The sequence below is a fragment of the Azospirillum brasilense genome, from assembly GCF_003349955.1.
GTDB lineage: Bacteria > Pseudomonadota > Alphaproteobacteria > Azospirillales > Azospirillaceae > Azospirillum > Azospirillum brasilense_B.
In genome coordinates this window covers 66,348-92,139 of record NZ_QLKQ01000009.1, presented here as the reverse complement: position 1 = coordinate 92,139, position 25,792 = coordinate 66,348, and the positions used below count along the sequence as shown (strand labels likewise).

17 protein-coding genes are annotated in these 25,792 nt (G+C 70.7%); 14 read left to right on the top strand and 3 right to left on the bottom strand.

Annotation, left to right across the window (positions count from 1 at the left end):
• The first annotated feature begins 29 nt into the window (after window positions 1-29).
• Genes DXK32_RS06375 through DXK32_RS06365 form a run of 3 tightly spaced genes read left to right on the top strand, consistent with a single transcriptional unit; the run spans window position 30 to window position 2,574 of the window.
• Complete coding sequence (locus DXK32_RS06375) at window positions 30-821, top strand: SDR family NAD(P)-dependent oxidoreductase (RefSeq protein ID WP_114857742.1); 792 nt, start codon at window positions 30-32, stop codon at window positions 819-821.
• A gap of 47 nt (window positions 822-868) precedes the next feature.
• Window positions 869-2,041, top strand: coding sequence for a zinc-dependent alcohol dehydrogenase (locus DXK32_RS06370; protein WP_114857741.1), 1,173 nt, complete (start codon window positions 869-871; stop codon window positions 2,039-2,041).
• A gap of 14 nt (window positions 2,042-2,055) precedes the next feature.
• Window positions 2,056-2,574, top strand: coding sequence for a cyclase dehydrase (locus DXK32_RS06365; RefSeq protein ID WP_114857740.1), 519 nt, complete (start codon window positions 2,056-2,058; stop codon window positions 2,572-2,574).
• 143 nt (window positions 2,575-2,717) lie between these two features.
• Here the strand turns inward: DXK32_RS06365 and DXK32_RS06360 are convergent, their stop codons facing one another.
• From DXK32_RS06360 to DXK32_RS06350, 3 genes are all read right to left on the bottom strand, one after another.
• Complete coding sequence (locus DXK32_RS06360) at window positions 2,718-2,921, bottom strand: YbdD/YjiX family protein (RefSeq protein ID WP_114857739.1); 204 nt, start codon at window positions 2,919-2,921, stop codon at window positions 2,718-2,720.
• Window positions 2,922-2,949: 28 nt separating this feature from the next.
• Window positions 2,950-5,016, bottom strand: a complete 2,067-nt coding sequence (locus tag DXK32_RS06355) for a carbon starvation CstA family protein (RefSeq protein ID WP_114857738.1) — start codon at window positions 5,014-5,016, stop codon at window positions 2,950-2,952.
• Window positions 5,017-5,205: 189 nt separating this feature from the next.
• Window positions 5,206-6,267: a LacI family DNA-binding transcriptional regulator gene (locus DXK32_RS06350; RefSeq protein WP_114857737.1), complete on the bottom strand. Its 1,062-nt coding sequence runs from the start codon at window positions 6,265-6,267 to the stop codon at window positions 5,206-5,208.
• A gap of 332 nt (window positions 6,268-6,599) precedes the next feature.
• Between DXK32_RS06350 and DXK32_RS06345 the strand changes: the two genes are divergently transcribed.
• From DXK32_RS06345 to DXK32_RS06290, 11 genes are all read left to right on the top strand, one after another.
• Window positions 6,600-7,364 (top strand): SDR family oxidoreductase, encoded by a 765-nt coding sequence (locus DXK32_RS06345; protein WP_114857736.1) that lies wholly within the window; start codon window positions 6,600-6,602, stop codon window positions 7,362-7,364.
• A gap of 68 nt (window positions 7,365-7,432) precedes the next feature.
• Window positions 7,433-8,680 carry a CaiB/BaiF CoA transferase family protein gene (locus DXK32_RS06340; RefSeq protein WP_114857735.1) on the top strand — a complete coding sequence of 416 codons (1,248 nt, stop codon included), beginning with the start codon at window positions 7,433-7,435 and terminating at the stop codon, window positions 8,678-8,680.
• Window positions 8,662-9,813, top strand: coding sequence for an ABC transporter substrate-binding protein (locus DXK32_RS06335; RefSeq protein ID WP_114857734.1), 1,152 nt, complete (start codon window positions 8,662-8,664; stop codon window positions 9,811-9,813). The genes DXK32_RS06340 and DXK32_RS06335 overlap by 19 nt, the downstream gene beginning before the upstream one ends.
• A gap of 10 nt (window positions 9,814-9,823) precedes the next feature.
• Entirely contained in the window at window positions 9,824-10,621 is a 798-nt protein-coding gene (locus DXK32_RS06330) for an enoyl-CoA hydratase/isomerase family protein (protein WP_094304964.1), read from the top strand.
• Between the two features lie 17 nt (window positions 10,622-10,638).
• A complete protein-coding gene (locus tag DXK32_RS06325) occupies window positions 10,639-11,823 on the top strand; it encodes a fumarylacetoacetate hydrolase family protein (protein ID WP_114857733.1) in 1,185 nt (394 codons plus the stop codon).
• 61 nt (window positions 11,824-11,884) lie between these two features.
• Window positions 11,885-13,465, top strand: coding sequence for an aldehyde dehydrogenase (NADP(+)) (locus DXK32_RS06320; RefSeq protein ID WP_205215653.1), 1,581 nt, complete (start codon window positions 11,885-11,887; stop codon window positions 13,463-13,465).
• A gap of 100 nt (window positions 13,466-13,565) precedes the next feature.
• Window positions 13,566-14,831: an ABC transporter substrate-binding protein gene (locus DXK32_RS06315; RefSeq protein WP_051658308.1), complete on the top strand. Its 1,266-nt coding sequence runs from the start codon at window positions 13,566-13,568 to the stop codon at window positions 14,829-14,831.
• 261 nt (window positions 14,832-15,092) lie between these two features.
• A complete protein-coding gene (locus DXK32_RS06305) occupies window positions 15,093-16,031 on the top strand; it encodes a carbohydrate ABC transporter permease (protein ID WP_114857731.1) in 939 nt (312 codons plus the stop codon).
• Between the two features lie 4 nt (window positions 16,032-16,035).
• Entirely contained in the window at window positions 16,036-16,857 is an 822-nt protein-coding gene (locus DXK32_RS06300) for a carbohydrate ABC transporter permease (protein ID WP_035677626.1), read from the top strand.
• Window positions 16,858-16,918: 61 nt separating this feature from the next.
• Window positions 16,919-18,139, top strand: coding sequence for an ABC transporter ATP-binding protein (locus tag DXK32_RS33405; RefSeq protein ID WP_114857730.1), 1,221 nt, complete (start codon window positions 16,919-16,921; stop codon window positions 18,137-18,139).
• A 334-nt stretch (window positions 18,140-18,473) separates the two neighbouring features.
• The gene (locus DXK32_RS06290) at window positions 18,474-25,763 is read left to right on the top strand and encodes a hypothetical protein (protein WP_114857729.1); all 7,290 of its coding nucleotides are present in this window, start codon (window positions 18,474-18,476) and stop codon (window positions 25,761-25,763) included.
• Window positions 25,764-25,792 lie beyond the last annotated feature (29 nt).

Below are 25,792 nucleotides of genomic sequence, written 5' to 3'. Positions count from 1 at the left end.
TCTCCCGCTTCGCAAAGAGGACCGTTCCCATGGCTCGTGCAGCCACCCATTCCCTTGCCATCGTCACCGGGGCGTCCACCGGCATCGGGCTCGAACTCGCCAAGGAATGCGCCCGGAACGGCTTCGACCTCCTGATTGCCGCCGACGATCCGGCCATCGAGGAGGCCGCCAAGGAGCTGCGCGCGCTCGGCGTCACGGTGGAGACGGTTCAGGCGGACCTCGCCACCCTCGACGGCGTCGACACGCTCTGCGCGGCGGTGAAGGGCCGGCCGGTCGACGCCCTGCTCGCCAACGCCGGCCACGGGCTGGGCCACGGCTTCCTCGATCAGGATTTCCAGGAGGCCCGGCACGTCATCGACACCAACATCACCGGCACGCTGTACCTGATCCAGAAGGTCGGGCGCGGCATGCGCGACCGCAAGCAGGGCCGCATCCTGATCACCGGTTCGATCGCCGGCTTCATGCCCGGCACTTATCAGGCGGTCTACAACGGCACGAAGGCCTTCATCGATTCCTTCTCCTTCGCGCTGCGCCACGAGATCAAGGACTCCGGGGTGACGGTCACCTGCCTGATGCCCGGCGCCACCGACACCGAGTTCTTCGAGCGCGCCGGCATGGAGGACACCCGGATCGGCCAAGGCAAGAAGGACGACCCGGCGATGGTCGCCAAGGTCGGCTTCGACGCGATGATGCGCGGCGACGGCGACGTGGTGGCTGGCTGGAAGAACAAGCTGCAGACCGCCGTGGCCGCCGTGACGCCTTCCGGCGTGCTGGCCGAGCAGCACCGCAAGCAGGCCGAGCCCGGCTCGGGCCATCACTGATCGACGGTCTGCCGCCCCATCCCCACCCCCCCACGGAGGAGCTTCCCATGAAAGCCCTGGTCTGGCACGGCACCGCGGACATCCGTTACGACACCGTCCCCGACCCGGAGATCGAGCAGCCCCGCGACGCCATCGTCAAGGTCACGTCCTGCGCCATCTGCGGTTCGGATCTGCATCTCTACGACCACTTCATGCCCGGCATGGAGAAGGGCGACATCATGGGCCACGAGTTCATGGGCGAGGTCGTCGATGTCGGGGCCGAGGCCAAGAGCGCCCTGAAGGTCGGCGACCGCGTCGTCGTGCCCTTCACCATCTGGTGCGGCGAGTGCGACCAGTGCCGCCGCGGCAACTATTCGGTCTGTGAACGCTCCAACCGCAACAAGGCGATGGCCGACAAGCTGTTCGGCCACACCACCGCCGGGCTGTTCGGCTACACCCACCTGACCGGCGGCTATCCGGGCGGGCAGGCGGAGTATGTGCGCGTCCCCTTCGCCGACCGCACCCACGTGAAGATCCCGGACGGGCTGACCGACGAGCAGGTGCTGTTCCTCGGCGACATCTTCCCCACCGGCTGGCAGGCGGCGGCGCAGTGCGACATCCAGCCGACCGACACGGTGGCGATCTGGGGTTGCGGCCCGGTCGGGCAGATGACGATCCGCAGCGCCGTCCTCCTGGGCGCCAAGCAGGTCATCGCCATCGACCGCGTGCCCGAGCGCCTGTCCATGGCCAAGGCCGGCGGCGCCATCACCATCAACTTCGAAGAGGAAAGCGTCGTCGAGCGGCTGAACGAGCTGACCGGCGGCAAGGGTCCGGAGAAGTGCATCGACGCCGTCGGCATGGAGGCGCACGCCACCGCCACGCTCGATTCCATGTACGACCGCGCCAAGCAGGCGCTGGCCCTGGAATCCGACCGCGCCCATGTGCTGCGCGAGATGATGTATGTCTGCCGCCCCGCCGGCACGCTGTCGATCCCCGGCGTCTATGGCGGGCTGATTGACAAGGTCCCCTTCGGCATGTCGATGAACAAGGGCCTGACCTGGCGGATGGGCCAGACCCACGTCAACCGCTGGACCGACGACCTGCTGCGCCGCATCCAGGAGGGCCAGATCGACCCGTCCTTCGTCATCACCCACACCGTGGGGCTGGCCGACGGGCCGGGCATGTACCAGACCTTCCGCGACAAGCGGGACGGCTGCATCAAGGTCGTGCTCAAGCCGTAACAGGGAGGGGCGTCATGGCGTATTACCGACGGAACTCGTCCGCGGACCGGTTGGCCCGCGGTTTGGGCTGGTTCAGCATCGGGCTGGGCGTGGCCGAATTGGTGGCCGGGCGCCGGATTGCCCGCTGGATGGGGATGGAGGAGCAGGCCGGGCTGATCCGCGCCTATGGCGCCCGCGAGGTGGCGACCGGCGTCGGCCTGCTGGCGCTGGGCGACGCCCGCCCCTGGATGTGGGGACGGATCGCCGGGGACGCGCTGGACCTCGCCACGCTGGCGTCGGCGCATCACGACGGCAACCCGCGCCGGGAGAACGTCGCCACGGCGCTGGGCGCGGTCGCGGCGGTGACGGCGCTCGACGTGCTGTGCACGGCGATGCTGCACCGGGAGGAGGCGACGGCCTGGACGCCGCACCCCGACTACAGCGACCGCAGCGGCCTGCCGCGCCCGCCCGTCGCCATGCGCGGCGCCGCCAAGGACGCTCCGATCCCCGCCGACATGCGGACCCCGGACATCCTGCGCTTCGAGCCGGCTTGAGCGGCTCGGTCATAGCCCTCTCCCCCCTGGGAAGAGGGTGGCCCGAAGGGCCGGTGAGGGGGTTGCGCGTGGCTGGTGCGTCCGGCAATAGCGCAACCCCCTCACCTAACCCTCTCCCCAGGGGGGAGAGGGGACAACACCCCTCAGCAACACCCCGCCTTGCCGGCGCCGTAACGGGCTTGCAGGCGGTTGTCGAGGAATTCGGTGTAGGTCATCGCCGGCTGGTCGGGGTGCCGGGTCCGCATGTGCTCCAGATAGGTGTCGTAATCCGGCACCCCGACCATGAGCTTGGCCGTCTGCTCGAAGTAACCGCGGAACCGGCTGAGGTTGCTTTTCAAGCCGCTCATCGGTCGTCCTTTTTCCAAGATGCAGCGTTCAATCCCCGGCCCGCGCGGTGGCGCCACCCGTCGGGATTTCCCGTGTCGTCGGGCGGTCGCTGCGCAATGCCTTCAGGCAGGACAGGACACCGAAGACCAGCACCGCCAGCACCACCAGAACGAACAGCGAGGCCAGGGCCGCGTCCAGGTAATCGTTGAAGATCACCTGCCGCATCTGCTCCATCGAGGTCGCCGGGGCGAGCAGCCGGCCCTCGTTGGCGGCGGTGCTGAAGCGCTCGGCGTGGGCGAGGAAGCCGATCGCCGGGTTGCTGTGGAAGACCTTCTGCACGCCCGCGGTCAGGGTGCAGATCAGCAGCCATGCCGCCGGCACCATGGTCACCCAGGCGTAGCGCTCCCGCTTCATCCGGAACAGCACCACCGTGGCCAGGATCAGGGCGATCCCCGCCAGCATCTGGTTGGAGATGCCGAACAGCGGCCAGAAGGTGTTGATGCCGCCCAACGGATCGACCACCCCCTGATAGAGGATGTAGCCCCAGGCGGCGACGCACAGGCCGGTGGCGATCAGGTTGCCGGCCCAGGACGCCGTGCGCTGCAGCGGCTTGAAGAAGACGCCCAGCAGGTCCTGCAGCATGAACCGCCCGGCGCGGGTGCCGGCGTCGACGGCGGTCAGGATGAACAGCGCCTCGAACAGGATGGCGAAATGGTACCAGAAGGCCATCATGCCCTTGCCGCCGAACAGCTCGGAGAAGATCTGCGCCATGCCGACCGCCAGGGTCGGCGCGCCGCCGGCCCGCGACAGGATGCTCACCTCGCCGACGTCCTGCGCCGTCCGGGTGATCATCTCCGGCGTGATGACGAAGCCCCAGCTGTTGATGACCTGGGCCGCCGACTCCGCCGTGGTGCCGAGCAGCGCGGGCGGGCTGTTCATGGCGAAATAGATGCCCGGCTCGATGCAGGAGGCGGCGACCAGCGCCATGACGGCGACGAAGGACTCCGTCAGCATGCCACCGTAGCCGATGAAGCGGGTGTGGAGTTCGTTCTCCACCATCTTCGGCGTGGTGCCCGACGAGATCAGGGCGTGGAAGCCCGACACCGCGCCGCAGGCGATGGTGATGAACAGGAACGGGAACAGGCTGCCCGACCACACCGGGCCGGTGCCATCGATGAAGCGGGTGACGCTGGGCATCTTCATCGGCGGCGCGACGAGCAGGATGCACAGCGCCAGCATCACGATGGTGCCGACCTTGAGGAAGGTCGACAGATAATCGCGCGGCGCCAGAAGCAGCCACACCGGCAGCACCGACGCCACGAAGCCGTAGCCGATCAGGATCCAGGTGATCTGGATGCCGGTCAGCGTGAAGACCGGCGCCCAGGTCTCGCTCTGCGCGACCTGCCCGCCGAGCAGGATGGCGGCGATCAGCAGGAAGAAGCCGATGATGGAGATTTCGCCGATCCGGCCGGGGCGGATGAAGCGCATGTAGACGCCCATGAACAGGGCGATCGGGACGGTGGCGGCGACCGTGAAGAAGCCCCACGGGCTGTTGGTCAGCGCCTTGACCACGACCAGGGCCAGCACCGCCAGGATGATGACCATGATCATGAAGGTGCCGAACAGGGCGATGACGCCGGGGATGTCCCCCAGCTCGGCCTTGATCAGTTCGCCGAGCGACCGCCCGTCGCGGCGCATCGAGACGAACAGGATCATGAAATCCTGCACCGCCCCGGCGACCACCACGCCGGCGAGAATCCACAGCATGCCCGGCAGATAGCCCATCTGGGCCGCCAGCACCGGGCCAACCAGCGGGCCAGCGCCGGCGATGGCCGCGAAATGGTGGCCGAACAGGACGTACTGGTTGGTCGGGACGTAATCCAACCCGTCGTTGTGGCGCACCGCCGGCGTCGGGCGCGCCGGGTCCAGCCGCATGACGCGGGTGGCGATGAACAGGCTGTAATAGCGGTAGGAGACCAGATACGTACAGACGGCGGCCACGACCAGCCAGAGGGCGTTGATGGTCTCGCCGCGCGCCAGCGCGACCGTGCCGAGCGCGAAGGCGCCCAGCACGGCGAGGACCAGCCACGGCGCGTGATTGAGGATGCGGGGCATGCGTACTCCTCCCAAACGATTCGCAATCGTTGAAAAGCACGATGAACCTGATGAAAACGGTGGAGAATCATCCTCCCATCACGCCCGGACGGGAAGCGCAAACTGGCGGGTCGCGACAAAATGGGGCAAAAATAAGGCTTACCCTCGATTTGAGGGAGCGGGCGCGCCCAGCCCGCCGGCCCCGTCGGTTCAGGCGCTGCCCCGCACCAGAAGCTCGAACCCCACGTCCTGGGTGCGGTTCTCCACCTCGCCGCCCTGCATCCGCCGCAGCAGGAGGTTGGCGGATTCCATGCCGATCCTGCGGCTGGCGATGGCGATGGTGGTCAGGCCCGGCGTCAGTTGCCCGGCGATGTCGTAATTGCCGAACCCGGTGATCGCCAGATCCTTCGGCACCGAGATGCCCAGGCCGCTGCAGGCCAGCAGGGCGCCGGAGGCCAGCACGTCGCTGACGAACACCACGGCGTCGGTGTCGGGGTGCTGCTCCCGCACCAGTTTCAGCAGCTCCACGCCGGTCGCCATCACCATCGGCCCGCTGGTGACCGTGACGACGCGCGGCGTCATGCCCGGAAAATGACGCTCGTGGGCGTCCTGGAAGCCCTTCAGACGCTCCTTGGCGCGGTGGTCGCCCGGCTTCATGACGCCCGTGAAGGCCAGCCGGCGATAGCCGCGCCCCACCAGATGGTCGACCACGCTCATCAGGGCGGCGTGGTTGGAGAAGCCGACCAGCATGTCGACGGGGCGGTTCGTCCAGCTCCAGCTTTCGACCACCGGGACCCCGGTGCGCTTCAGCAGGGCGGTGGTCTCCTGGGTGTGGCGGGTGCCGATGATGAAGAAGCCGTCGGGGCGCCGCCCGCTGAAGCTGCGGACCAGCGACTCCTCGCGCCCCGCCATGTAGTCGGTGTGGCCGAGGAAGACCTGATAGCCCTCCGGCAGCAGGACGTCGGTCAGCCCCTGGATGGTTTCCGCGAAGATCGAGGCGGAGATGGTCGGGATGATCGCCGCCACCGTCATGCTGCGGTTGGAGGCGAGGTGGCTCGCCGCCAGATTCTGCACATAGCGGGTTTCGCGCACCGCCTCCTCGATGCGGGCGAGCGTGTCCGGGCCGACGCTGCGCGGATCGCGGAGCGCGCGCGAGACCGTCTGCGTGGAGACGCCCGCGGCCTGCGCCACATCGGCCATCGTCACCGCGCGGGTCGCGGAGCGCCGCCGTGACTCCGCCTTCCTGAGCGAAAGCTGTCCTTCGTCCGACACCTGGGATGACCTCTTATCCTGCCTCCGCCGGCCCGCCTTCGCGCACCGACCGGTCGCCTTCTTGTGCATGGCCGCGCCCGCCGTTGCAAGCCGGGTGCGGCCCCGTTTCCACAATCCATAGCGCATTTCATATTAGCGGTCACGTGAACGCTAACGTTATCGCTCACCAAATATGCTTGATTGCCCCAACCAATCATGTTACCGGTCACGTTAGCGGTCACTCGGAACGAACGCGAAGGCGGACGATCCGGGGGCGCTGGGAGGGACACCGCGGCGGCCCGATGGCCGGACGGCGGGCAAGCGACAAAGACAAGCAACGAAGCGGGCAAGACATGAGCGTTCTTGCGGACAGCGTCGCCTGGATCACCGGCGGCGGCAGCGGAATCGGGGAGGCCGGCGCGCGGGCGCTGGCGCAGGGCGGCGCCACCGTCGTCCTGTCCGGACGGCGCGAGGACGCGCTCGACCGCGTGGCGGAGTCCATCCGCACCGCCGGCGGCAGGGCCGAGACCGCGGTGCTCGACGTGGCCGACGAGGCGGCGGTGCGGCGCGTGGCGGCGGCGATCCTCGACCGCCACGGGCGAATCGACACGCTGGTCGCCAGCGCCGGGATGAACCTGCCCAACCGCAGCTTCCGCGAGGTCGGGGCGGAGGGCTGGCGGCGGCTGGTCGACGTCAACCTCAACGGCACCATGCACGCCATCCAGGCGGTGCTGCCCGCCATGCGGGAGCGCCGGTCCGGCACCGTCATCATCGTGTCCTCCTGGGTCGGTCGGCACGCGCTCGTCCTCGGCGGACCCGGCTACAACGCGACGAAGCAGGCGCTGGTGACGCTGAGCCACAGCCTGAACATGGAGGAATGGCGCAACGGCCTGCGCTCCTGCGTGGTCATGCCCGGCGAGGTGGCAACCGACCTGCTGGGCCAGCGCCCCTCCCCGCCCCCGGCTGAGGAGATGGCGCGCCTGCTCCAGCCCGAAGACCTGGGCCGCACCATCCGCTTCGTGGCCGAGATGCCGCCCCACGTCTGCGTCAACGAAATCCTCATCAGCCCCGTCTGGAACCGCGCCTTCTTCACCGAAGCCCCGGCGACCAACGGCTGACCACCCATCCTTTCCGCCCCATCCTTCCGCCATGGCCGGCGGACCCACGGCAACAAGATCCGGACATCATGGACAAGAAACGCAACATCCTCAGCGGTTACCGTGTGCTCGACTGCTCCATCGCCATGGCCGGCCCGCTGGCGGCGCAGCGCCTGGGTGACCTCGGCGCCGACGTGGTGAAGGTGGAGCCGGTGACCGGCGAGTGGCAGCGCCACACCGCGGCGGGCGGCATCACCGGCAACAAAGTGAACGTCTCCTTCCTGTCGCTGAACCGGAACAAGCGCTCGCTCGCCGTCGACCTGAAGAACACCGAGGGCAAGGCCCTGCTGATGGAGCTGGTCAAGACCGCCGACGTCTTCCTCCAGAACTACCGGCCCGGCGTCGCCAAGCGGCTGGGCGTGGACTATGAATCGCTCTCCGCGGTCAACCCGCGCCTGATCTACCTGTCGATCTCCGGCTATGGCGAGACCGGCCCCTACGTCCAGCGCCCGGGCCAGGACCTGCTGTTGCAGGGCATGTCCGGCGCCATGCTGTCGGCCGGCCGCGAGGGCGAGGCCCCGACCCCCGCCGGCCAGTACTTGGTGGACGCGATCACCGGCTACACCGCCTTCGAGGGCGTGCTGGCCGCCCTGCTCCACCGCGAGCGCACCGGCGAGGGCCAGCTCGTCCAGGTCAACATGCTGGACGCCATCACGACGATCCAGATGCAGGAGCTGTCGGTCTTCACGGTCGGCGGCAAGCCGCAGACCCGCTCCGCCGAGCCGCACGCCCACGTCTACATCCGCGCGCCCTACGGCGCCTTCGCCACCAGCGACGGCTTCATCATCGTGGCCTTCCCGCCGCTGAAGCTGCTGGGCGAGCTGATCGGCGAGCCGTCCTTCCTCGACATGGAGGACGAGACCGACAGCTGGTCGCGCCGCGACGAGATCTTCGCCAAGACCCGCGCCCGGCTGACCGCCAAAACCTCCGCCGAGTGGCTGGAGCTGTTCAACGCCGCCGGGGTCTGGGCCGGGCCGGTCTACGGCTACGCCGACCTCGTGAACGACCCGCAGATCAAGCACAACGGCACCTTCGTCGAGTACGACCACCCGACCGAGGGCCGCGTCAAGACGCCGGGCTTCCCGATCAAGTTCTCCAAGACCCCGTCGGAGGTCGAGCGCGGCGCGCCCCTGGCCGGCGAGCACACCCGCGAGGTGCTGGAGGCCGCCGGCTTCACCGCCGAGGCCATCGACCGCCTGCTGGCCGCCGGCGTCGTCGCCGCCACCGAGCCGGAGGCGGAGGAAGAGGAGGTTCGGGCATGCGCTACCGCGCGCTGACCTGGGACCACCCGCGCGGCTACAACGCCTTGGCGGCCGCCGCCGCCGGGCTGGACGAGGCGCGCGACGGGCTTGCGATCGACTGGGACAAGCAGCCGCTCGAAGGCTTCGAGGCCCATCCGATCGGCGACCTCTGCGCCCGCTACGACCTGATCGTCCTCGACCACCCGCATGTCGGCGAGGCGGTCGCGGAGCGCGGCCTGATCCCGCTGGAGGAACTGTTCACCGCCGCGGACATCGCCGGCTGGCAGCGCGACAGCATCGGGCCGAGCCTCGCCAGCTACCGCTTCGCCGACCGGCATTGGGCGCTGCCGCTCGACGCGGCGACGCAGGTGATGGCCTGCCGCGCCGACCTTCTGGACGGGCCGGTCCCCGTCACCTGGGCGGAGGTGGCGAGCCTGTCCGAGCGGGCGCCGGTCGCCCTGTCGCTGGCCGGACCCCACGCCTGCCTGACCTTCCTGTCCATGGCGGCCGCCTTCGGCGATCCGCCCGCGGTGGCCGATCCCGACCGGCTGGTCTCGACGGAGGTGGGGACGCGGGTGCTCGACCTCATGGCGACGCTGGCCGGGCGGATGCCGGCGGCGGTGCGCGGGCTGAACCCCATCGGGCTGCTCGGCCACATGGCCCGCACGGATGAGGTCGCGCTCTGCCCGCTGGTCTACGGCTACGTCAACTACGCCGCCCCGACCGCCTCGGGCGAGAAGCCGGTCACCTTCGCCGACGCGCCGCGCGCCACGGCGGACGGGCGTCCCGGTTCGACGCTGGGCGGCACCGGCATCGGCGTCTCCGTGCGCTGCGAGGTGACGCCCGCCCTGCTCGACCATCTGCGCTGGCTGCTCGGCGCCGAGGCGCAGCGGAGCTTCATCCCGGCCCACGACGGCCAGCCGAGCCGCCGCGACGCCTGGGCGGACGCGGCGGTGAACGAACGCTGGGGCGGCTTCTACCGCAACACCGCCGCGACGCTGGAGGCCGCCTATGTCCGCCCGCGCCACGCCGGCTACATCGCTTTCCAGGCCGACGCCGCCGCGATGATCCGCGACGCGCTGGCCGACGGCACGCCGCACGCCGCCTTGCTCGACCGCCTGCAACACCGCTACGCCGCCAGCCGTCCGGCTGCTGGCGCCGAACGATAAGGCCCATCCCATGGACTCGCTCAACACCCCCGATCCGGCGCTTGGCAAGGTCACCGTCACGGTGGACGGCTTCGTCGCCACCATCACGCTCGACCGCCCGCAGAAGCTGAACGCGGTGACCCCGGAGATGGCCGCGGAGCTGGTCGCCGCCGTCGCCCGCTGCAACGCCGACGACGACATCCGCTGCGTCGTGCTGACCGGCGCCGGGCCGCGCGCCTTCTGCTGCGGCTCCGACATCCGCGAGTTGGACCGCTACGACACCGCCTGGAACTTCCGCAACCGCGAGGACTATTGCGACGCCATCCGGTCTTTGCGCAAGCCCAGCATCGCCGCGGTCAACGGCTACGCCTTCGGCGGCGGGCTGGAAACGGCGATGAGCTGCGACATCCGCATCGCGTCGGAGAACGCGCAGTTCGGTGCGCCGGAGATCAAGCTCGGCTGGATCGGCGGCGGCGGCGTGGCGGCCTTCCTCTCGCACTCCATCGGCACCTCCAACGCCGCGATGATGATCCTGACCGGCGACCCGATCCCGGCGGACAAGGCGCTGGCCTGGGGTCTCGTCAGCGAGGTGGTGCCCGCCGACCGACTGCTCGCCCGCGCGCAGGAGATCGCCGCCATCGTCGCCAGCCGCGCCCCCATCGCGGCGGAGACGGCGAAGCTGAACCTGAAGGCCGCCCACACCATGCCGGTGGAAAAGGCCATCGAGTACGAGCGCGACCTGCAGACCATCTGCTTCGCCACGGCGGACGCCGCCGAGGGGCGCGCCGCCTTCAAGGAAAAGCGCAGCCCGGTCTTCCGGCGCAAGTAAGACGAGGAGCGGACACCATGAGCAAGCGACCCCTTCCCCTCGACCCCGCCGCCGCCCTGCCGGCGGACGAGGGCGCGCTCCTGGTCGGGCGCGCCTGGCGTCCCGGCGTCGGCCCCTCGGTCATCGCCGTGCGCGGCCGGGACGTGTTCGACATCACCAGCCGCGACGCGCCCACCGTGCGCGATCTGGTGGAGACCGGCGCCGCCGCGGCCATCGCCCGCGACCTGCCCGGCGAGTGGATCGGCACCGCCGCCGCCATCCTCGCCAACTCCGACGAGGACCGGCGCGACCCGGAGCGGCCCTGGCTGCTGGCCCCCATCGACCTCCAGGCGGTGAAGGCGTCCGGCGTGACCTTCGTCGTCAGCCTGCTGGAGCGCGTCATCGAGGAGCAGGCGCGCGGCGCCCCGGAAAAGGCGCTGGCGATCCGCGCCGACATCGACGCGCTGATCGGGCGCGACCTGTCCAGCCTGAAGCCCGGCTCGCCGGAGGCCATGGAGGTCAAGAAGGCGCTGATCGCCCGCGGGGTGTGGTCGCAATACCTTGAGGTCGGCATCGGCCCCGACGCCGAGATCTTCACCAAGGGCCAGCCGATGTCGGCGGTCGGCACCGGCGCCCACGTCGGCATCCCGCCCTATTCGGTGTGGAACAACCCGGAGCCGGAAATCGCCGTCCTGGCTTCCAGCCGCGGGGACATCGTCGGCGCCACGCTCGGCAACGACATGAACCTGCGCGACGTCGAGGGGCGCTCCGCCCTGCTGCTCGGCAAGGCCAAGGACAACAACGCCAGCGGCTCCATCGGCCCGTTCATCCGCCTGTTCGACGACCGCTTCACCCTCGACGGCGTGCGCAGCGCCGAGCTTGGGCTGGTGGTCGAGGGCAGCGACGGCTTCCGGCTGGAGGGCTCCAGCTCCATGTCGCAGATCAGCCGCGACCCGGTGGAGCTGGTCGAGGCCACCATCGGCGAGAACCACCAGTATCCGGACGGCTTCGTCCTGCTGCTCGGCACCATGTTCGCGCCGGTCGAGGACCGCGACCGTCCGGGCGAGGGCTTCACCCACAAGCTGGACGACGTGGTGACCATCACCGCCCCGGCGCTGGGCAGCCTGACCAACCGGGTCCGCCATTGCGCCGACTGCGCGCCCTGGGACTTCGGCGCCGCCGCGCTGATGCGGAACCTCGCGGGCCGCGGCCTGCTCGGCTGATGCCGCCCCGAGACTGAAAGCACCGAGACCAAGAGCACCGAGACCAGGAAAGGACCTGCCCGTGACCCTCACCGGCATGATGCTGATCGGCGCCGAGAGCCACCGCGGCCGCAACGGCGAGATCCACGCCATCGACCCGTCCACCGGGGCGACGCTGGAGCCCGCCTTCGGCGGCGGCGGGGCGGCGGAGGTGGACCGCGCCTGCCAGCTCGCCTGGGACGCCTTCGACCGCTTCCGCGAGACCGCGCCGGAGGACCGCGCCGTCTTCCTGGAGGCGGTCGCCCGCAACATCCTCGACCTCGGCGACGCGTTGATCGTCCGCGCCATGGCCGAAAGCGGCCTGCCGCGCGCCCGGCTGGAGGGGGAGCGGGGCCGCACCGTCGGCCAGCTCCGCCTGTTCGCCGCGGTGGTGCGGGAGGGAAGCTGGATCGGCGCCCGCATCGACCCGGCCCTGCCGGAGCGGGCGCCCCTGCCCCGCCCCGACCTGCGCCAGCGCCGCATCCCGCTCGGCCCCGTCGCGGTGTTCGGCGCCAGCAATTTCCCGCTGGCCTTCTCGGTGGCCGGGGGCGACACCGCCTCGGCCTTCGCCGCCGGCTGTCCGGTGGTGGTCAAGGCCCACTCCGCCCATCCCGGCACGTCGGAGCTGGTCGGCCGCGCCGTCCAGGCGGCCGTCGCCGAATGCGGGCTGCCGGAGGGCGTCTTCTCGCTGATCTTCGGCGCCGGCTCGTCGGTGGGCACGGCGCTGGTCGCCGACCCGCGCATCAAGGCGGTCGGCTTCACCGGGTCGCGCCGCGGCGGCGTGGCGCTGATGGAGGTGGCGGCCAGGCGTCCGGAGCCGATCCCCGTCTACGCCGAGATGAGCAGCATCAACCCGGTTTTCCTGCTGCCGGCGGCGCTCGCCGCGCGGGCGGAGGCGCTGGGCAAGAGCTTCGTCGCCTCGCTGACCATGGGCGCCGGGCAGTTCTGCACCAACCCCGGAATCCTGCTGGCGGTGGACGGGCCGGACCTCGACCGCTTCGTGGCGTCCGCCGTGGACGCGCTGGGCGGCAGCGCGGCGCCGACCATGCTGACGCCGGGCATCCACGCCGCCTTCGACGCCGGGGTGGCCGCCCTGGCCGGCAACGCCCTCGTGGCGACGCTGGCCCGCGGGCTGGACGGCGATGGCCCCAACCGGTGCCGGGCGGCGCTGTTCGCCACGACCGCCGACGCCTTCCTCGACGACCCGGCCCTGCGGGAGGAGGTGTTCGGCGCCGCCTCTCTGCTCATCCGCTGCCCGGATCTGGAATCCCTGCGCGTGGTGGCGGAGCGGCTGGACGGCCAGCTCACCGCGACCCTGCACATGGACGCGGCCGACACCGGGGCGGCGGCGGTCCTGCTGCCGACGCTGGAGCGCAAGGCCGGCCGCATCCTGGCCAACGGCTGGCCGACCGGCGTCGAGGTCTGCCACGCCATGGTGCATGGCGGCCCCTTCCCGGCCACGTCGGACGGCCGCACCACCTCGGTCGGCACGGCGGCCATCGAGCGGTTCCTGCGGCCCGTCTGCTACCAGGACATCCCCGCCGACCTGCTGCCGCAAGCCCTGCGCGACGGCAACCCGCTGGGGCTGTGGCGCCGGTTCGACGGAGCGTTGGGCCGGCACTGAACCCCGACCACCGGTCCGCATACTCTGGTATGGTTCCAGGATTGCGGGCTAAACCAACCAAAAAAGACAGTAAACGAACAAATTCAGAGGAGGACGCAGCATGAAGCCGTTTCTGAGCGCAATCACGGGCATCACCCCCCTTCTGGCCGGCGGGCTCGCCGCCGCCCTGGCGCTGGGCACCGCCTCGGTCGCCCTGGCCCAGTCTTCGGGAAAGACGGTGGTGACCTTCGCTGCGTCCCACTTCGCCGAGGTCGGCCGCGGCGACCGGCTGAAGGCCTGGGTCGAAAAGTTCAACCAGTCCCAGCCCGACATCGAGGTGAAGCCGGTCACCATCCCCTTCTCCTCCTTCGCCACCACCATCTTCACGCAGATGGGCGGCAACGGCGGCCCCGACGTGATCCGCTTCGACCTGCCGGAGTTCTACGCGGCGGTGGCCGCCAAGTCGGTCCTGCCGATCGACGACATCGTGAAGGACGGCGCCCACAACTTCACCGCCGCCGACCAGTACATGAAGGTGGAGGGCAAGCGCTACGGCTTCGCCTTTGACACCGCCAACTACGCGATGGTCTACAACGCCGCGCTGCTGCCCAACGGCACGCCGCCCAAGACCTTCGAGGAGTTCGTGAAGCTCGGCAAGGAGGCGACGAAGGACGGCAACTACGGCTTCGCCTTCCGCGCCACGATGGCCGAGCGCGGCGGCGTCTGGTACGACCTGACCAACTTCGTCTACGGCTTCGGCGGGCGCTGGTCCAAGCCGGACGGCACGCCGACCTTCAACAGCCCGGAGGTCGTGGCGGGTGTCGCCGCCTACAAGACCGTCTATGACGCCGGCATGATCCCCAAGGGCACCGACGCCGCCACCTACCGGCGAATGTTCTGGGAAGGCAAGGTCGCCATGGAGATCGACAACGGCGGTGTCGCCACCATCCTGACCTCGCAGGGCAAGGCGCACCCCATCGCTGCCGCCCCGTCGCCCTTCCCGCACAAGGAGCAGGGCATGATCCTGGCTCCGGTGACCATCAACGCCAACACCAAGGTGAAGGACGCCGCCGGCAAGTTCCTGCAATGGGCGCTCCAGCCCCAGCAGCAGCAGGAACTCCAGACCCTGCTCGGCGCCGCCAACGTCGCGACGACGGTGGAGCGCACGCCGGAGGAGCTTCAGGCCATGCCCTGGCTGAAGGTCTACGACGCGCAGACCCCGAACAGCGTGCCGGCCCTGCCGCAGGGGCTTGAGACCAAGGCGCCGGAGATCCAGCAGATCATCGTCCAGCAGCTCCTCAAGGTGCTCCAGGGCGGCGTCGCCCCGCAGACCGCCATGGACGAGGCGCAGCGCCTGATCACCGCCCGCGTGCTCGCCCAGAAGTAACGCCCGCACAATTCCAGGGCGATTGCCTTCGTCCATCCTTAACCCTCTCCCCCCTGCTCACGCGCAAACGAAGTTTGCGCGTGAGCAGGGGGACCTCCGGTCCGCCGAAAGCGGGGAGAGGGTGGCCCGAAGGGCCGGTGAGGGGGTTGCGCTTTTGTCGAGCCTACCGACACGCGCAACCCCCTCACCCTACCCCTCTCCCCGGAGGGGAGAGGGAATGTCGGAAGCGATCGCCTTGGTTCCAACTCCGGATACCGCATCATGATGAGCAGGACCGTGAGCCAGCCCAGGGCCGCCGCGCGGCGCGCGCCGATCGACCATGGCCGCTGGGTTCCCGCGCTCTTCGTCGCCCCGGTGGCGCTCTATCTCCTGGTCTTCCAGGGCTACCCGCTGGTGCAGGAATTCCTGCTCAGCGTCACCTCCACCTCGCTGCTCTCACCCGGCCAGCAGACCTACGTCGGGCTGGACAATTACCGCGAACTCGTCTTCGACCCGGAGTTCCATCAGGTCCTGCGCGTCACCGCGGTCTACACGGTGGTCTGCGTGGTCGCCTCCATCGGGCTCGGCCTGCTGGCGGCGCTGCTGCTCGACGGCACCTTCCGGGGGCGCGGCATCGCCCGCGCGCTGGTCACCATTCCGTGGGCCGCCCCGCCGGTCGCCGCGGCGCTGATCTTCGTGTGGATGTTCAACGCTCAGTACGGCCTGTTCAGCCACCTCGCCCAGTTCTTCGGCTTCGCCGACGGCGGGGTGAACTGGCTGGACGAGCCGTCCTTCGCCCTGCCGGCCATCCTTATCACCACGATCTGGCAGATCTTCCCCTTCTCCTCCGTCGTCATCCTGGCCGCCCTCCAGGGCGTGCCGTCGGAACTGCGCGAGGCGGCGGTGATCGACGGGGCCGACCGGCTGAGCATCTTCCGCGCCGTCACCTGGCCGACCATCCGCCCGTCGGTGGCCCTGCTGACCCTGCTCATCACCGTGTGGTCGCTGCGCCGCTTCGACGTGATCTGGCTGATGACCCAGGGCGGTCCGCTGGGCGAGACCAACACGCTGGTCATCGACCTGTACCGCCGCGCCTTCGTCTATCTCGACCTCGGCCGGGCGGCGGCGGTCGGCATCATCGGGCTGGTCGTCGCGATCCTGGTGACGCTGGTCTATTTCTGGCTGACGACGCGGGCGGAAAAGGCCGCCGGAAAGCGGTGATGTCATGAAACACAATTCCACGGCCCGCACGCTCGCCGTCCTGGTCCTCCTCGGGGTGGCGGCCTTCCCGCTCTACTGGATGCTGGTGACCTCGCTCACCCCGTCGGAGCGGCTGTTCGACGACACGCCGAACCTGCTGCCGACGCTGTCGCAGATCGGCACCTACGCCGCCGCCTTCACCGAGACCTCGCTGCGCCAATGGCTGGTCAACAGCCTGATCGTCGCGGTCGGCACGACGGTGCTGAGCATCCTGCTGTCGGTGCTGCCGGCCTACGCGCTGTCGCGCCTGACCTTCAACGGCAAGCTGCTGCTCGGCTTCGCGCTGTTCATGACGCAGATGCTGCCGGAAGCGATGCTGGTGGTGCCGCTCTACGACATCTTCACCAAGCTGTCGCTGCTCAACACGCTGCTCGGCCTGATCCTGGCCAACACGGCCTTCACGGTGCCGGTGGTGACCTGGATCCTGAAGGGCGCCATCGACGGCGTGCCGTCGGAGATCGAGGAGGCCGCGAGGGTGGACGGCTGCTCCCGCCTCGGCATCGTGCTGGCGGTGGTGGTTCCGCTGATCGCACCGACGCTGGCGGCCGCCGCGGTGATCGCCTTCTTCCACGGCTGGAACGAGTATGTCTTCGCCCAGACCTTCATCAGCGACGACGCCCTGCGCACCGCCTCGGTCGGCCTCGCCAGCTTCGTGGGCGAGCTGAGCACGCCGGTGCACACGGTCATGGCGGTCGGCTTCATCTACACGCTGCCGGCGGTCGTCTTCTACCTGTTCGTCCAACGCTACGTGGTCGCCGGCATGACGACCGGCGGCGTCAAGGGCTGACCGTGGGCCGATCCCGCCCCCCTTGCACCGACACGCCCGAGAGATAAAAGGGAAAAGCCCAATGGCTATCAAACTGCAGAACGTCACGAAGTCCTTCGGTTCGCTGACCGTGATCGACAACGTGAGCCTGGAGGCCGGCGACGACGAGTTCCTGGTTCTGCTCGGCCCGTCGGGCTGCGGCAAGTCCACCATCCTGCGCATGATCGCGGGGCTCGAGACGGTGACCAGCGGCGAGATCCATCTCGGCGGCAAGCGGGTGGACGAGCTGCCGCCCAGCGACCGCGACATGGCCTTCGTCTTCCAGTCCTACGCGCTCTACCCGCACATGACGGTGCGCCGGAACATCGCCTTCCCGCTGATCATGCGGCAGTTCCGCTGGTGGTTCCACATCCCCTTCATCGGCGACTATTTCAAGCGCCGCATCGAGAACTCGCCGGAGGTGCGCGAGCTGGTGGAGCGCACCGCCGACACGCTGGCCCTGACCAAGGTGCTCGACCGCCACCCGCGCACCCTGTCGGGCGGCCAGCGCCAGCGCGTGGCGCTCGGCCGCGCCATGGTGCGCGAGCCGTCGGCCTTCCTGATGGACGAGCCGCTGTCGAACCTCGACGCCAAGCTGCGCACCGCCATGCGGGCGGAGATCACCCAGCTCCACCAGCGGGTCGGCGGCAACTTCGTCTACGTCACCCACGACCAGATCGAGGCGATGACCATGGGCACCCGCATCGCGCTGATGCGCGACGGGCACCTCCAGCAGTACGGCACCCCGCGCGAGATCTACGAGAAGCCGGCCAACACCTACGTCGCCCGCTTCATCGGCACGCCGCCGATGAACCTGATCGACGCCGAGGTCGAGGGCATGACCGTGCGCATCGGCAACAGCGTCCTGCCGCTGCCCGACAAGGCGGAGAGGCCGGGCGGCAGCAGCCGCATGAGGGTCTGGCTGGGCCTGCGCCCCGGCGCGCTGGCCGTCGTGCCGCCGGGCCAGGGCAAGAGCCTGCCGGGCACCGTCACCCTGGTCGAGCATGTGGGGGCGGAATCGCTGATCTCGGTCAAGCTGTCCGGCGTCCACACCGCCCACGACGACGACGGCGGCCTGACCGACGAGGTGATGGTCTCCGTCCCCGGCTACAGCGAGTTGCGCGTCGGCGAGGCGGTCGGCATCGACTGCCTGCTGAAGGACTTTTCCCTGTTCGAGAAGGACAGCGGGCTCCGCGTCGGCGGGCGGGCCGCGGAGGACTTCCTGGCCGGCGGGCGCGTCGGCACCATCCGGACGGCCTCCTGACGCGATCCGTACGGACGGCGCCGCCTCTGCATCCCCAGGTGGATCGACAGAGGCGGCGCCGCTCCCGAACACCACTTTTCAGAAAGGTGCTTTCGCGTCTTTCACAACCAAAGCCTCAAATGTGTCAATAATCGACAATTTTCTTCTGCATGAGCCAAAATTCATGCAGTAACCATCCCCACCCTGCGGGGATTTCGTCGTTGTATAGCCACCAATCCAAGCGGAATTAATTTCCAGTCGGCCAAAAGGCCGGCAGCGTTCAGAGTTTCTTCAACAAATCACTTTGTTATTGGCCTTCCCGATACGCGACCGCCGCGATGGCGAGAGGGCCACTATGCCGGACACCCTGGACGCCACCGCCCCGCTCCTGACCATCCCCGATGCCCTGGCGTCCGAAGCGGCGGCGGTGCTGCTGGGCGGCGATCCCGGCGCGCTCAAGGCCGTGCAGGAGAAGCTGGCGGCGGCGCTGACCGGACAGGGCCTGCCGGACGGCGCCGCGGGCAGCGTGGCGGACGGCTGGATGCGCGACGTCGTGGCGGGGGTCGGCGCCAGCGCCACGCCCGACGACGCCATCGCCCAGGCGAGCCGGATCGCCGCCGGCACCGCGGCGCGCATGGCGCAAGCCGCCCAGGAAACCGCGGCGCTGACCGGGGAGCAGCGCTTGGCCGTCGCCCTGGCCCAGGGACAGGGAATTGGGCCGGGCGGCGCGAACGATTCCAAGACGGCGTCCGACCTGTCGGCGGCGCTGTTCAGCGGGGTGATGGACCCGGCGGCCCGCCCGGCGGGCGCCGCCGACCCGCTCGCCGCCCTGTCGCAGGCCCTGACCGCCCCCCCCACCGCCCCGGCGATGCCGGACGCCGTTCCCGTTTCGCCGTCCGACAAGCTCGCCGCGGCGCTCGCCTCCGGCGTGGGGGTGCAGGACGCGGTGACGGCGCTCGGCCCCGGATCGGGCGGTCACTTCGCCGAAGCGCTGGAACACGCCCTGTCCAGCGGCGCCGACGCCGCCGGCGCCATTGCCGAAGCGCAGGCGTTGAGCGCCGCCGGCGCGGTCCAGACCGATTCCGTCGCGGTCGAACAGACCGACGGCGCGCGCCTGCTCGGCGCGCTGGCCGCCGGAAAGACGGACGGTGCGGGCGGCGCGCTGGCCGGCAACCCCGCTTTCACCAGCGTCCTGAACGACGCGCTGGCGCAGGGCGCGCAACCCGACGCGGCGCTCGGCGCCTCGGCGCGGGCGCAGACGGACATGGCGGCCCGGCAGGAGGCCGCCGCCGTTCCGGCGAAGCCGGCGGACGCGCTGGTCGCCTCGCTGTCGTCCGGCCAGAATGTGGCGGCGACCGTCAAGACCTTCGCCGCCGCCGCCGGGCTCGACGGCGCGGCGGCCGGCGGCTTCGGCGAGGCGCTGGGGCGGGCCCTGTCCAGCGGGCAGGAGATGTCCGGCGCGCTGGGCTCGGCGCAGCAGACCGTGTCCACCGCGCTGGCCCTGTCCGCCGAAACCGCGAAGGGCGTCAAGAGCGACGGGCTGATCGCGGCGCTGGCCAGCGGGCAGAACGTCCAGCAGGCGGTGCAGGCGCTCGGCGGCTCCGGCGCCGCCTTCAACACGGCACTCGGGCAGGCATTGGCGGACGGGCGTGCCCCCGGATCGGCGCTCGCCGCCGCCCGTCAGACCGCGGAGACGGTGCAGCAGAACGCCCAGGGCAGCGAAGTTCCCGTTTCCCCCGAGAACAAGGCGCTGGCCGATCTCGCCAACCCGCCGCCCGCGGGAGAGGCGGCCAAGGACGGCGCCAAGGGAGACGGTGACAAGGGCGGTGGGGAGAAGGCCGCCGAGCAGAAGGCCGCCGAGCAGGTCGCCGAAGCCCCGGCCGAGGGCAAGGAGGGCGGCAAGGACGAGGGCGGCGAGAAGGACGGCGCCAAAGAGGAAGGCGCCAAGGAGGACGGGGCCAAGGAGGACGCGAAGGGCGAAGCCGCCGACGCCGCCACCGACGCCTCCTCGGCGGAGGGCGAGGCGTCTCCGGCCGCCGCCAAATCCACCATGGGAAGCGAACCGGCGCTGAAGCCGATCAGCTTCGACGCGGCCGGAACCGCCAAGAGCGCCGACACCGCCGCGCCGAGCGTTACCGCCCCCACGCCCACCACCAGCGCTCCGCCCGCCGCCCCGGCGGTCACCAAGGCGCTGACCAGCGATCCCTTCGCCGTCGCCGCGCAGATCCAGCAGCAGGTGGCCCGCGCCATCGAGGCGGCCGCCGCCACCCTGCCCGCGACGGTGCCGCCGGTGGCGGCCCCCACCCTCTCGACCGCCTTCGACGCGGCGGCCTTCGCGAAGGCCCTGGCGATCGCCGAGGGCACCGCGGCCCCGGCCGGCTTCGCCGTCTTCCACCTGATCGAGGCGATGTTCCGGCCCGGCGAGGCCGGCAGCCGCGTGATCGGCGTCGCCGTGGTGGCGAACCCGGACTCCCCGTCCGGCGTCTGGCAGTACAGCGTGGACGGGAGTGTGTGGCTGGCGGTGGGCGCGGTTGGCGACGGCTCGGCGCTCGTGCTTCCGGACAGCGCCCTGCTGCGCTTCCTGCCGGCCGCCAACTGGAACGGCACCGCGCCGTCGCTCGGGCTGCGGGCGGTGAACGGCGAATGGGCCGAGGGCTTCAGCGGCGCCGAGCACCGGCTGTTCACGCTGACCGGCGTCGGCGGCACCACCCCGCTGTCGGGGGACGTCGCCCCCTTGACGCTGGAGGTGACCCCGGTCAACGGCGCCCCGGTGGCGACCGGCGCACACGCGGTCCTGGCTCCCATCGCGGAAGACAGCGCCGATCCGGCGGGCGCCAGCGTCGCGTCGCTGTTCGGCGGTCTGTTCTCCGACCCCACCGACGCGGTGTTCGGCTCCGCCGGCAACGGCTTCGCCGGTGTGGCGGTGGTCGGCAACGCGGCGACCGCCGCGCAAGGCGTCTGGCAATATTGGACCGGTTCCGCCTGGACCGCCGTGGGCGAGGTCGCGGAGGGAACGGCGCTGATCCTCGCCGCCGACGCCAAGCTTCGCTTCCTGCCGGCGGCCGACTGGAACGGCACCACCCCGGCCCTGACCGTCCGGCTGATCGAGGACGGCGGCGCGCCCGTCGTCACCGGTGGCCGCGTCGACCTGACGACCGGCGTCGGCGGCAGCACGGTCTACAGCGCCGGCACCGTCGCCCTGACCGGGACCATCACCCCGGTCAACGACGCGCCGGTCGCCACCGGAACGACGACGCTTCTGCCGGCGGTCGCCGAAGACGCCGCCGATCCGTCCGGCGCCACCGTCTCCACCCTGTTCGCCCACCTGTTCTCCGACCCGGCGGACGCCGTGGCGGGCGGCTCCGCCGCGAACGGCTTCGCCGGCGTGGCGGTGATCGCCAACGGTGCGGACACCGCCCAAGGGCAATGGCAATACTGGACCGGCACGGCCTGGACCGCCGTGGGAACGGTGTCGAACGGCGACGCCCTGCTGCTGTCCGCCGGCACCACGCTGCGCTTCCTGCCCGCCGCCGACTGGAACGGCGTGCCGCCGAGCCTGATGGTTCGCCTGATCGACGATTCGCAAGGGCCGGTCACCAGCGGCGAGCGGGCGGACGTGACGGGCGCCGGCGGCGACAGCCGCTACAGCCTGGGCACCATCGCCCTCAACACAGCGGTCGGCGCGGTCAACGACGCCCCCGTGGCGACGGGCAGCACGGCCACCCTGCCGACCATCGCCGAGGACACGACCAACCCGGCGGGCTCCACCGTCTCCGCCCTGTTCGGTCCCCTGTTCTCCGACCCGGCGGACGCCGTGGCGGGCGGCTCCGCCGCGAACGGCTTCGCCGGCGTGGTGGTGGTCGGCAACGCCGCCACCGTGGCGCAAGGAACGTGGCAGTACTGGACGGGCATCGCCTGGGCCGGCATCGGCTCGGCGAGCGACGCCAACGGGCTGCTGCTGGCCGCCGACACGGCGCTGCGCTTCGTTCCCGCCGCCAACTGGAACGGCACCACGCCCGCCCTGACGGTCCGGCTGGTCGAGGACGGCGGCGCGCCGCTGGTCACCGGCAACCGCGTCGACCTGACCGGCGGAGTCGGCGGCAGCACTGTCTACAGCGCCGGGACCGTCGCGCTGACCGGAACCGTCACCCCGGTCAACGACGCGCCGGTCGCCACCGGAACGACCGCCACCCTGCCGACCATCGCCGAGGACACCGCCAACCCGGCGGGCGCCACGGTCACCAGCCTGTTCGCCCACCTGTTCTCCGACGCGACGGACGCGGTGGGCGGCGGTTCCGCCGCCAACGGTTTCGCCGGGATCGCCATCGTCGGCAACGCGGCGACCACGCAAGGCGTCTGGCAATACTGGACCGGCACGGGCTGGACCGCCGTGGGGGCGGCCTCGGACGGCAACGCCCTGCTGCTGGCCGCCACCACGGCGTTGCGCTTCGTTCCCGCCGCCAACTGGAACGGCGCCACCCCGGCTTTGACCGTCCGGCTGATCGACGACTCCCAAGGGGTCGTGACCAGCGGCGGGCGGGTCGCCCTGGCGAGCGTGGGCGGCGACAGCCGCTACAGCGCCGGCACCGTCGCCCTGACCACCTCAGTCACCCCCGTCAACGACGCCCCCGTGGCGACGGGCACGGCGGCCACGCTGCCGGCCATCGCCGAAGACACCGCCAACCCCACGGGCACCACCGTCGCCAGCCTGTTCGGTCCCCTGTTTTCCGACGCCGCCGACGCGGTGAGCGGCGGGTCGGCGGCCGACACGCTGGCCGGCGTGGTGGTGGTCGGCAACGCCGCCACCCTGGCGCAAGGGGCGTGGCAGTACTGGACCGGGGCGGCCTGGGCCGACATCGGCGCGGTCAGCGGCGGCAACGGCCTGCTGCTGGCGGCGAACACGGCGCTGCGCTTCGTTCCCGCCGCCAATTGGAACGGCACCACGCCCGCCCTGACCGTCCGTCTGGTCGACACGTCGCACGGCCCGATCGCCAGCGGCGCGCGGGTCGACGCGACCAACGTCGGCGGCAGCACCGCCTACAGCGCCGGCACCATCGCCCTGACCGGCACCGTCCTTCCGGTCAACGACGCCCCGGTGGCGACGGGCACGACGGCGACCCTGCCGACCATCGCCGAGGACACCGTCAATCCGGCGGGCACCAGCGTCACCGCCCTGTTCGGTCCCCTGTTCTCCGACCCGGCGGACGCGGTGGCGGGCGGCTCCGCCGCCAACGGCTTCGCCGGCGTCGCCATCGTCGGCAACGCGGCGACCGCCGGGCAAGGCGTCTGGCAATACTGGTCGGGCTTCGCCTGGATCACCGTCGGCGCGGTCGCGGAAGGCTCGGCCCTGGTCGTCGCCGCCAACGCGATGCTGCGCTTCCTTCCCGCCGCCGACTGGAACGGCACCACCCCGGCCCTGACCGTCCGGCTGATCGAGGACGGCGGCGCCCCCGTCGTCACCGGCGGCCGCGTCGACCTGACGGCCGGCGTCGGCGGCAGCACCGTCTACAGCGCCGACACCATCGCCCTGACCGGAACCGTCACCCCGGTCAACGACGCGCCGCAGATCACCGCCGGCACGACGGCGCTGGCGACGATGAAGGGCGTGGCGGTGGCGGTCACCGGCCTGTCGGTGTCCGACGTCGACGCCGGCACGCTGCCGATGCTGGTCACGCTGACCGCCGGCCACGGCACGCTGACTCTGGCCAGCGCCGGGTGGGACGCCGTCATCACCGGCAACGGAACGGACACCGTCACCATCCGCGCGACGCTCGCCACCATCAACGGGCTGCTCGGCGCCGCCAACGGGCTTCTCTACACGGCCAGTTTCTACACCGGGGCCGACGCCATCCGGATCGTCGTGAACGATCTCGGCAACGGCGGGGCCGGCGGGCCGCTGACCGCGACCGTCACCATCGGCGTCACCGTGGCGCCGCCGAACGCCTCCCCCGTCCTGATCGACACCAACCTCGACGTGGCCGTGGCGGCGGAGGCCCTGGCCGCCCCCACCGCGGGCACGGTCGGCTTCGCGGTGTCCAAGCTGGTCGGGCTGAACGGCAGCGGCCCCGCCAACGTCATCGACACGGACGCCGGGGCCGTCGTCGGCATCGCCCTGACCGGCACCAACGAGAGCTATGGCCGCTGGTGGTTCTCCACCGACAACGGCGCGACCTGGAACCTCGTCGGCGCGGTCAACGACAGCGATTCCGCCCTTCTGCTGCGCGCCACCGACCGGCTCTACTTCCAGCCCAACGCCGCGGTGCCGGCCACCGTCAACGGCGCCCTGACCATCCGGGCCTGGGACCAGACCACCGGCAGCGCCGGCTCCAAGACCGCCGTCACCCTCGGCGACGGCAGCGCCTTCTCCACCGCGACGGACACCGTCACCCTGCATCCCGGCGTGCTGATCCCCAACGGCACCTTCGACAAGGGGCTGGCCGGCTGGAGCTACACCGGCGGCGCCACGGTGGACGCCACCGGCGACGGGCACGAGGGCACCCTGACCTCCGCGGCCGGCCGGACGCCGACCCAGCTCGAGGACTTCCTCGGCCTTGCCCACGGCTCCATCGCCACGGCGACCGGGACCATCCCGTCCTTCGGCAACGCGATGAAGCTGGCCACCACCGTCACGGTGACGAAGGACACGACGCTGACCTTCGACTGGACCTTCATCTTCTCCGACCCCGGCTATCACGACTTCGCCTTCGTCAGCGTCAACGGCGTGGTCACGCTGCTCGCCAAGGACGCGAGCGCCAGCGGAAAATTCAGCGTCGTGATCCCGGCCAACACCACCCTGTCGCTGGGCTTCGGCACCTCCGACACCAGCGACAACAGCGTCAACCCGATCCTGCGCATCGACAACGTCAAGCTGACCACCGTCGCCAGCGACCCCATCGTGCTGGACATGGCCGGCGACGGTCTGGCCCTGCGGACGCTGACCGACGGCGTCCTGTTCGACGTCAGCGGCGACGGCGTGGCCGACCGCACCGGCTGGGTCGGCAAGGGCAACGCCCTGCTGGTGCGCGACGACAACCACAACGGGCAAATCGACGACGGGCGCGAGCTGGTGTCGGAGCATTTCGGAGCTGGTTTCAACAGCAGCCTGGAGGCGCTCGCCTCGCTCGACAGCAACCACGACGGGCGCATCGACGCTGCGGACCAGAGCTTCGCCACGCTCCAGGTCTGGCAGGACGCCAACGGCGACGGGGTGAGCCAGCCGGGCGAGCTGCGCACGCTGGCCGACGCCGGCATCCTGTCCATCGCCTCTACGGCCACCCCGACCAACACGACCCTGGCCGGCAACCACATCCTCGGCACCACCAGCATGACCATGGCCGACGGCAGCAGCCGCGTGGTGGCCGGCGTCGCCTTCGACGCGCAGGCCACCGTCGCGGCTCAGCTGCACAGCCAGCCGCTGGCCGCGTCGCCAGCGCCATCGCCATCTTCATCGCCTCAGGCCGATCACGGACGCTTCGACTACGCGGCGCTGCTCTCCTCCGGCCTGGGCCTGCCGGACACTGTTCCGGTTGTGCAAAACGGGGTGGATGCACACGCGGGGGATTGGGCGATGGCCGCTCACAGCGCAGACACACACCACGCCACAACCCATGCATCGATGATTGTGCCGGTCGCAGAAAATTCATGAGCGATTGACAGAATTCGTCGCATTTTTAG

What these genes read in the sequence shown, in the direction of transcription:
- DXK32_RS06375 (WP_114857742.1), top strand. Translation starts at nt 30, where the DNA reads ATGGCTCGTGCAGCCACCCATTCCCTTGCCATCGTCACCGGGGCGTCC.
- DXK32_RS06370 (WP_114857741.1), top strand. Translation starts at nt 869, where the DNA reads ATGAAAGCCCTGGTCTGGCACGGCACCGCGGACATCCGTTACGACACC.
- DXK32_RS06365 (WP_114857740.1), top strand. Translation starts at nt 2,056, where the DNA reads ATGGCGTATTACCGACGGAACTCGTCCGCGGACCGGTTGGCCCGCGGT.
- DXK32_RS06360 (WP_114857739.1), bottom strand. Translation starts at nt 2,921, where the DNA reads ATGAGCGGCTTGAAAAGCAACCTCAGCCGGTTCCGCGGTTACTTCGAG.
- DXK32_RS06355 (WP_114857738.1), bottom strand. Translation starts at nt 5,016, where the DNA reads ATGCCCCGCATCCTCAATCACGCGCCGTGGCTGGTCCTCGCCGTGCTG.
- DXK32_RS06345 (WP_114857736.1), top strand. Translation starts at nt 6,600, where the DNA reads ATGAGCGTTCTTGCGGACAGCGTCGCCTGGATCACCGGCGGCGGCAGC.
- DXK32_RS06340 (WP_114857735.1), top strand. Translation starts at nt 7,433, where the DNA reads ATGGACAAGAAACGCAACATCCTCAGCGGTTACCGTGTGCTCGACTGC.
- DXK32_RS06335 (WP_114857734.1), top strand. Translation starts at nt 8,662, where the DNA reads ATGCGCTACCGCGCGCTGACCTGGGACCACCCGCGCGGCTACAACGCC.
- DXK32_RS06330 (WP_094304964.1), top strand. Translation starts at nt 9,824, where the DNA reads ATGGACTCGCTCAACACCCCCGATCCGGCGCTTGGCAAGGTCACCGTC.
- DXK32_RS06325 (WP_114857733.1), top strand. Translation starts at nt 10,639, where the DNA reads ATGAGCAAGCGACCCCTTCCCCTCGACCCCGCCGCCGCCCTGCCGGCG.
- DXK32_RS06315 (WP_051658308.1), top strand. Translation starts at nt 13,566, where the DNA reads ATGAAGCCGTTTCTGAGCGCAATCACGGGCATCACCCCCCTTCTGGCC.
- DXK32_RS06305 (WP_114857731.1), top strand. Translation starts at nt 15,093, where the DNA reads ATGATGAGCAGGACCGTGAGCCAGCCCAGGGCCGCCGCGCGGCGCGCG.
- DXK32_RS06300 (WP_035677626.1), top strand. Translation starts at nt 16,036, where the DNA reads ATGAAACACAATTCCACGGCCCGCACGCTCGCCGTCCTGGTCCTCCTC.
- DXK32_RS33405 (WP_114857730.1), top strand. Translation starts at nt 16,919, where the DNA reads ATGGCTATCAAACTGCAGAACGTCACGAAGTCCTTCGGTTCGCTGACC.
- DXK32_RS06290 (WP_114857729.1), top strand. Translation starts at nt 18,474, where the DNA reads ATGCCGGACACCCTGGACGCCACCGCCCCGCTCCTGACCATCCCCGAT.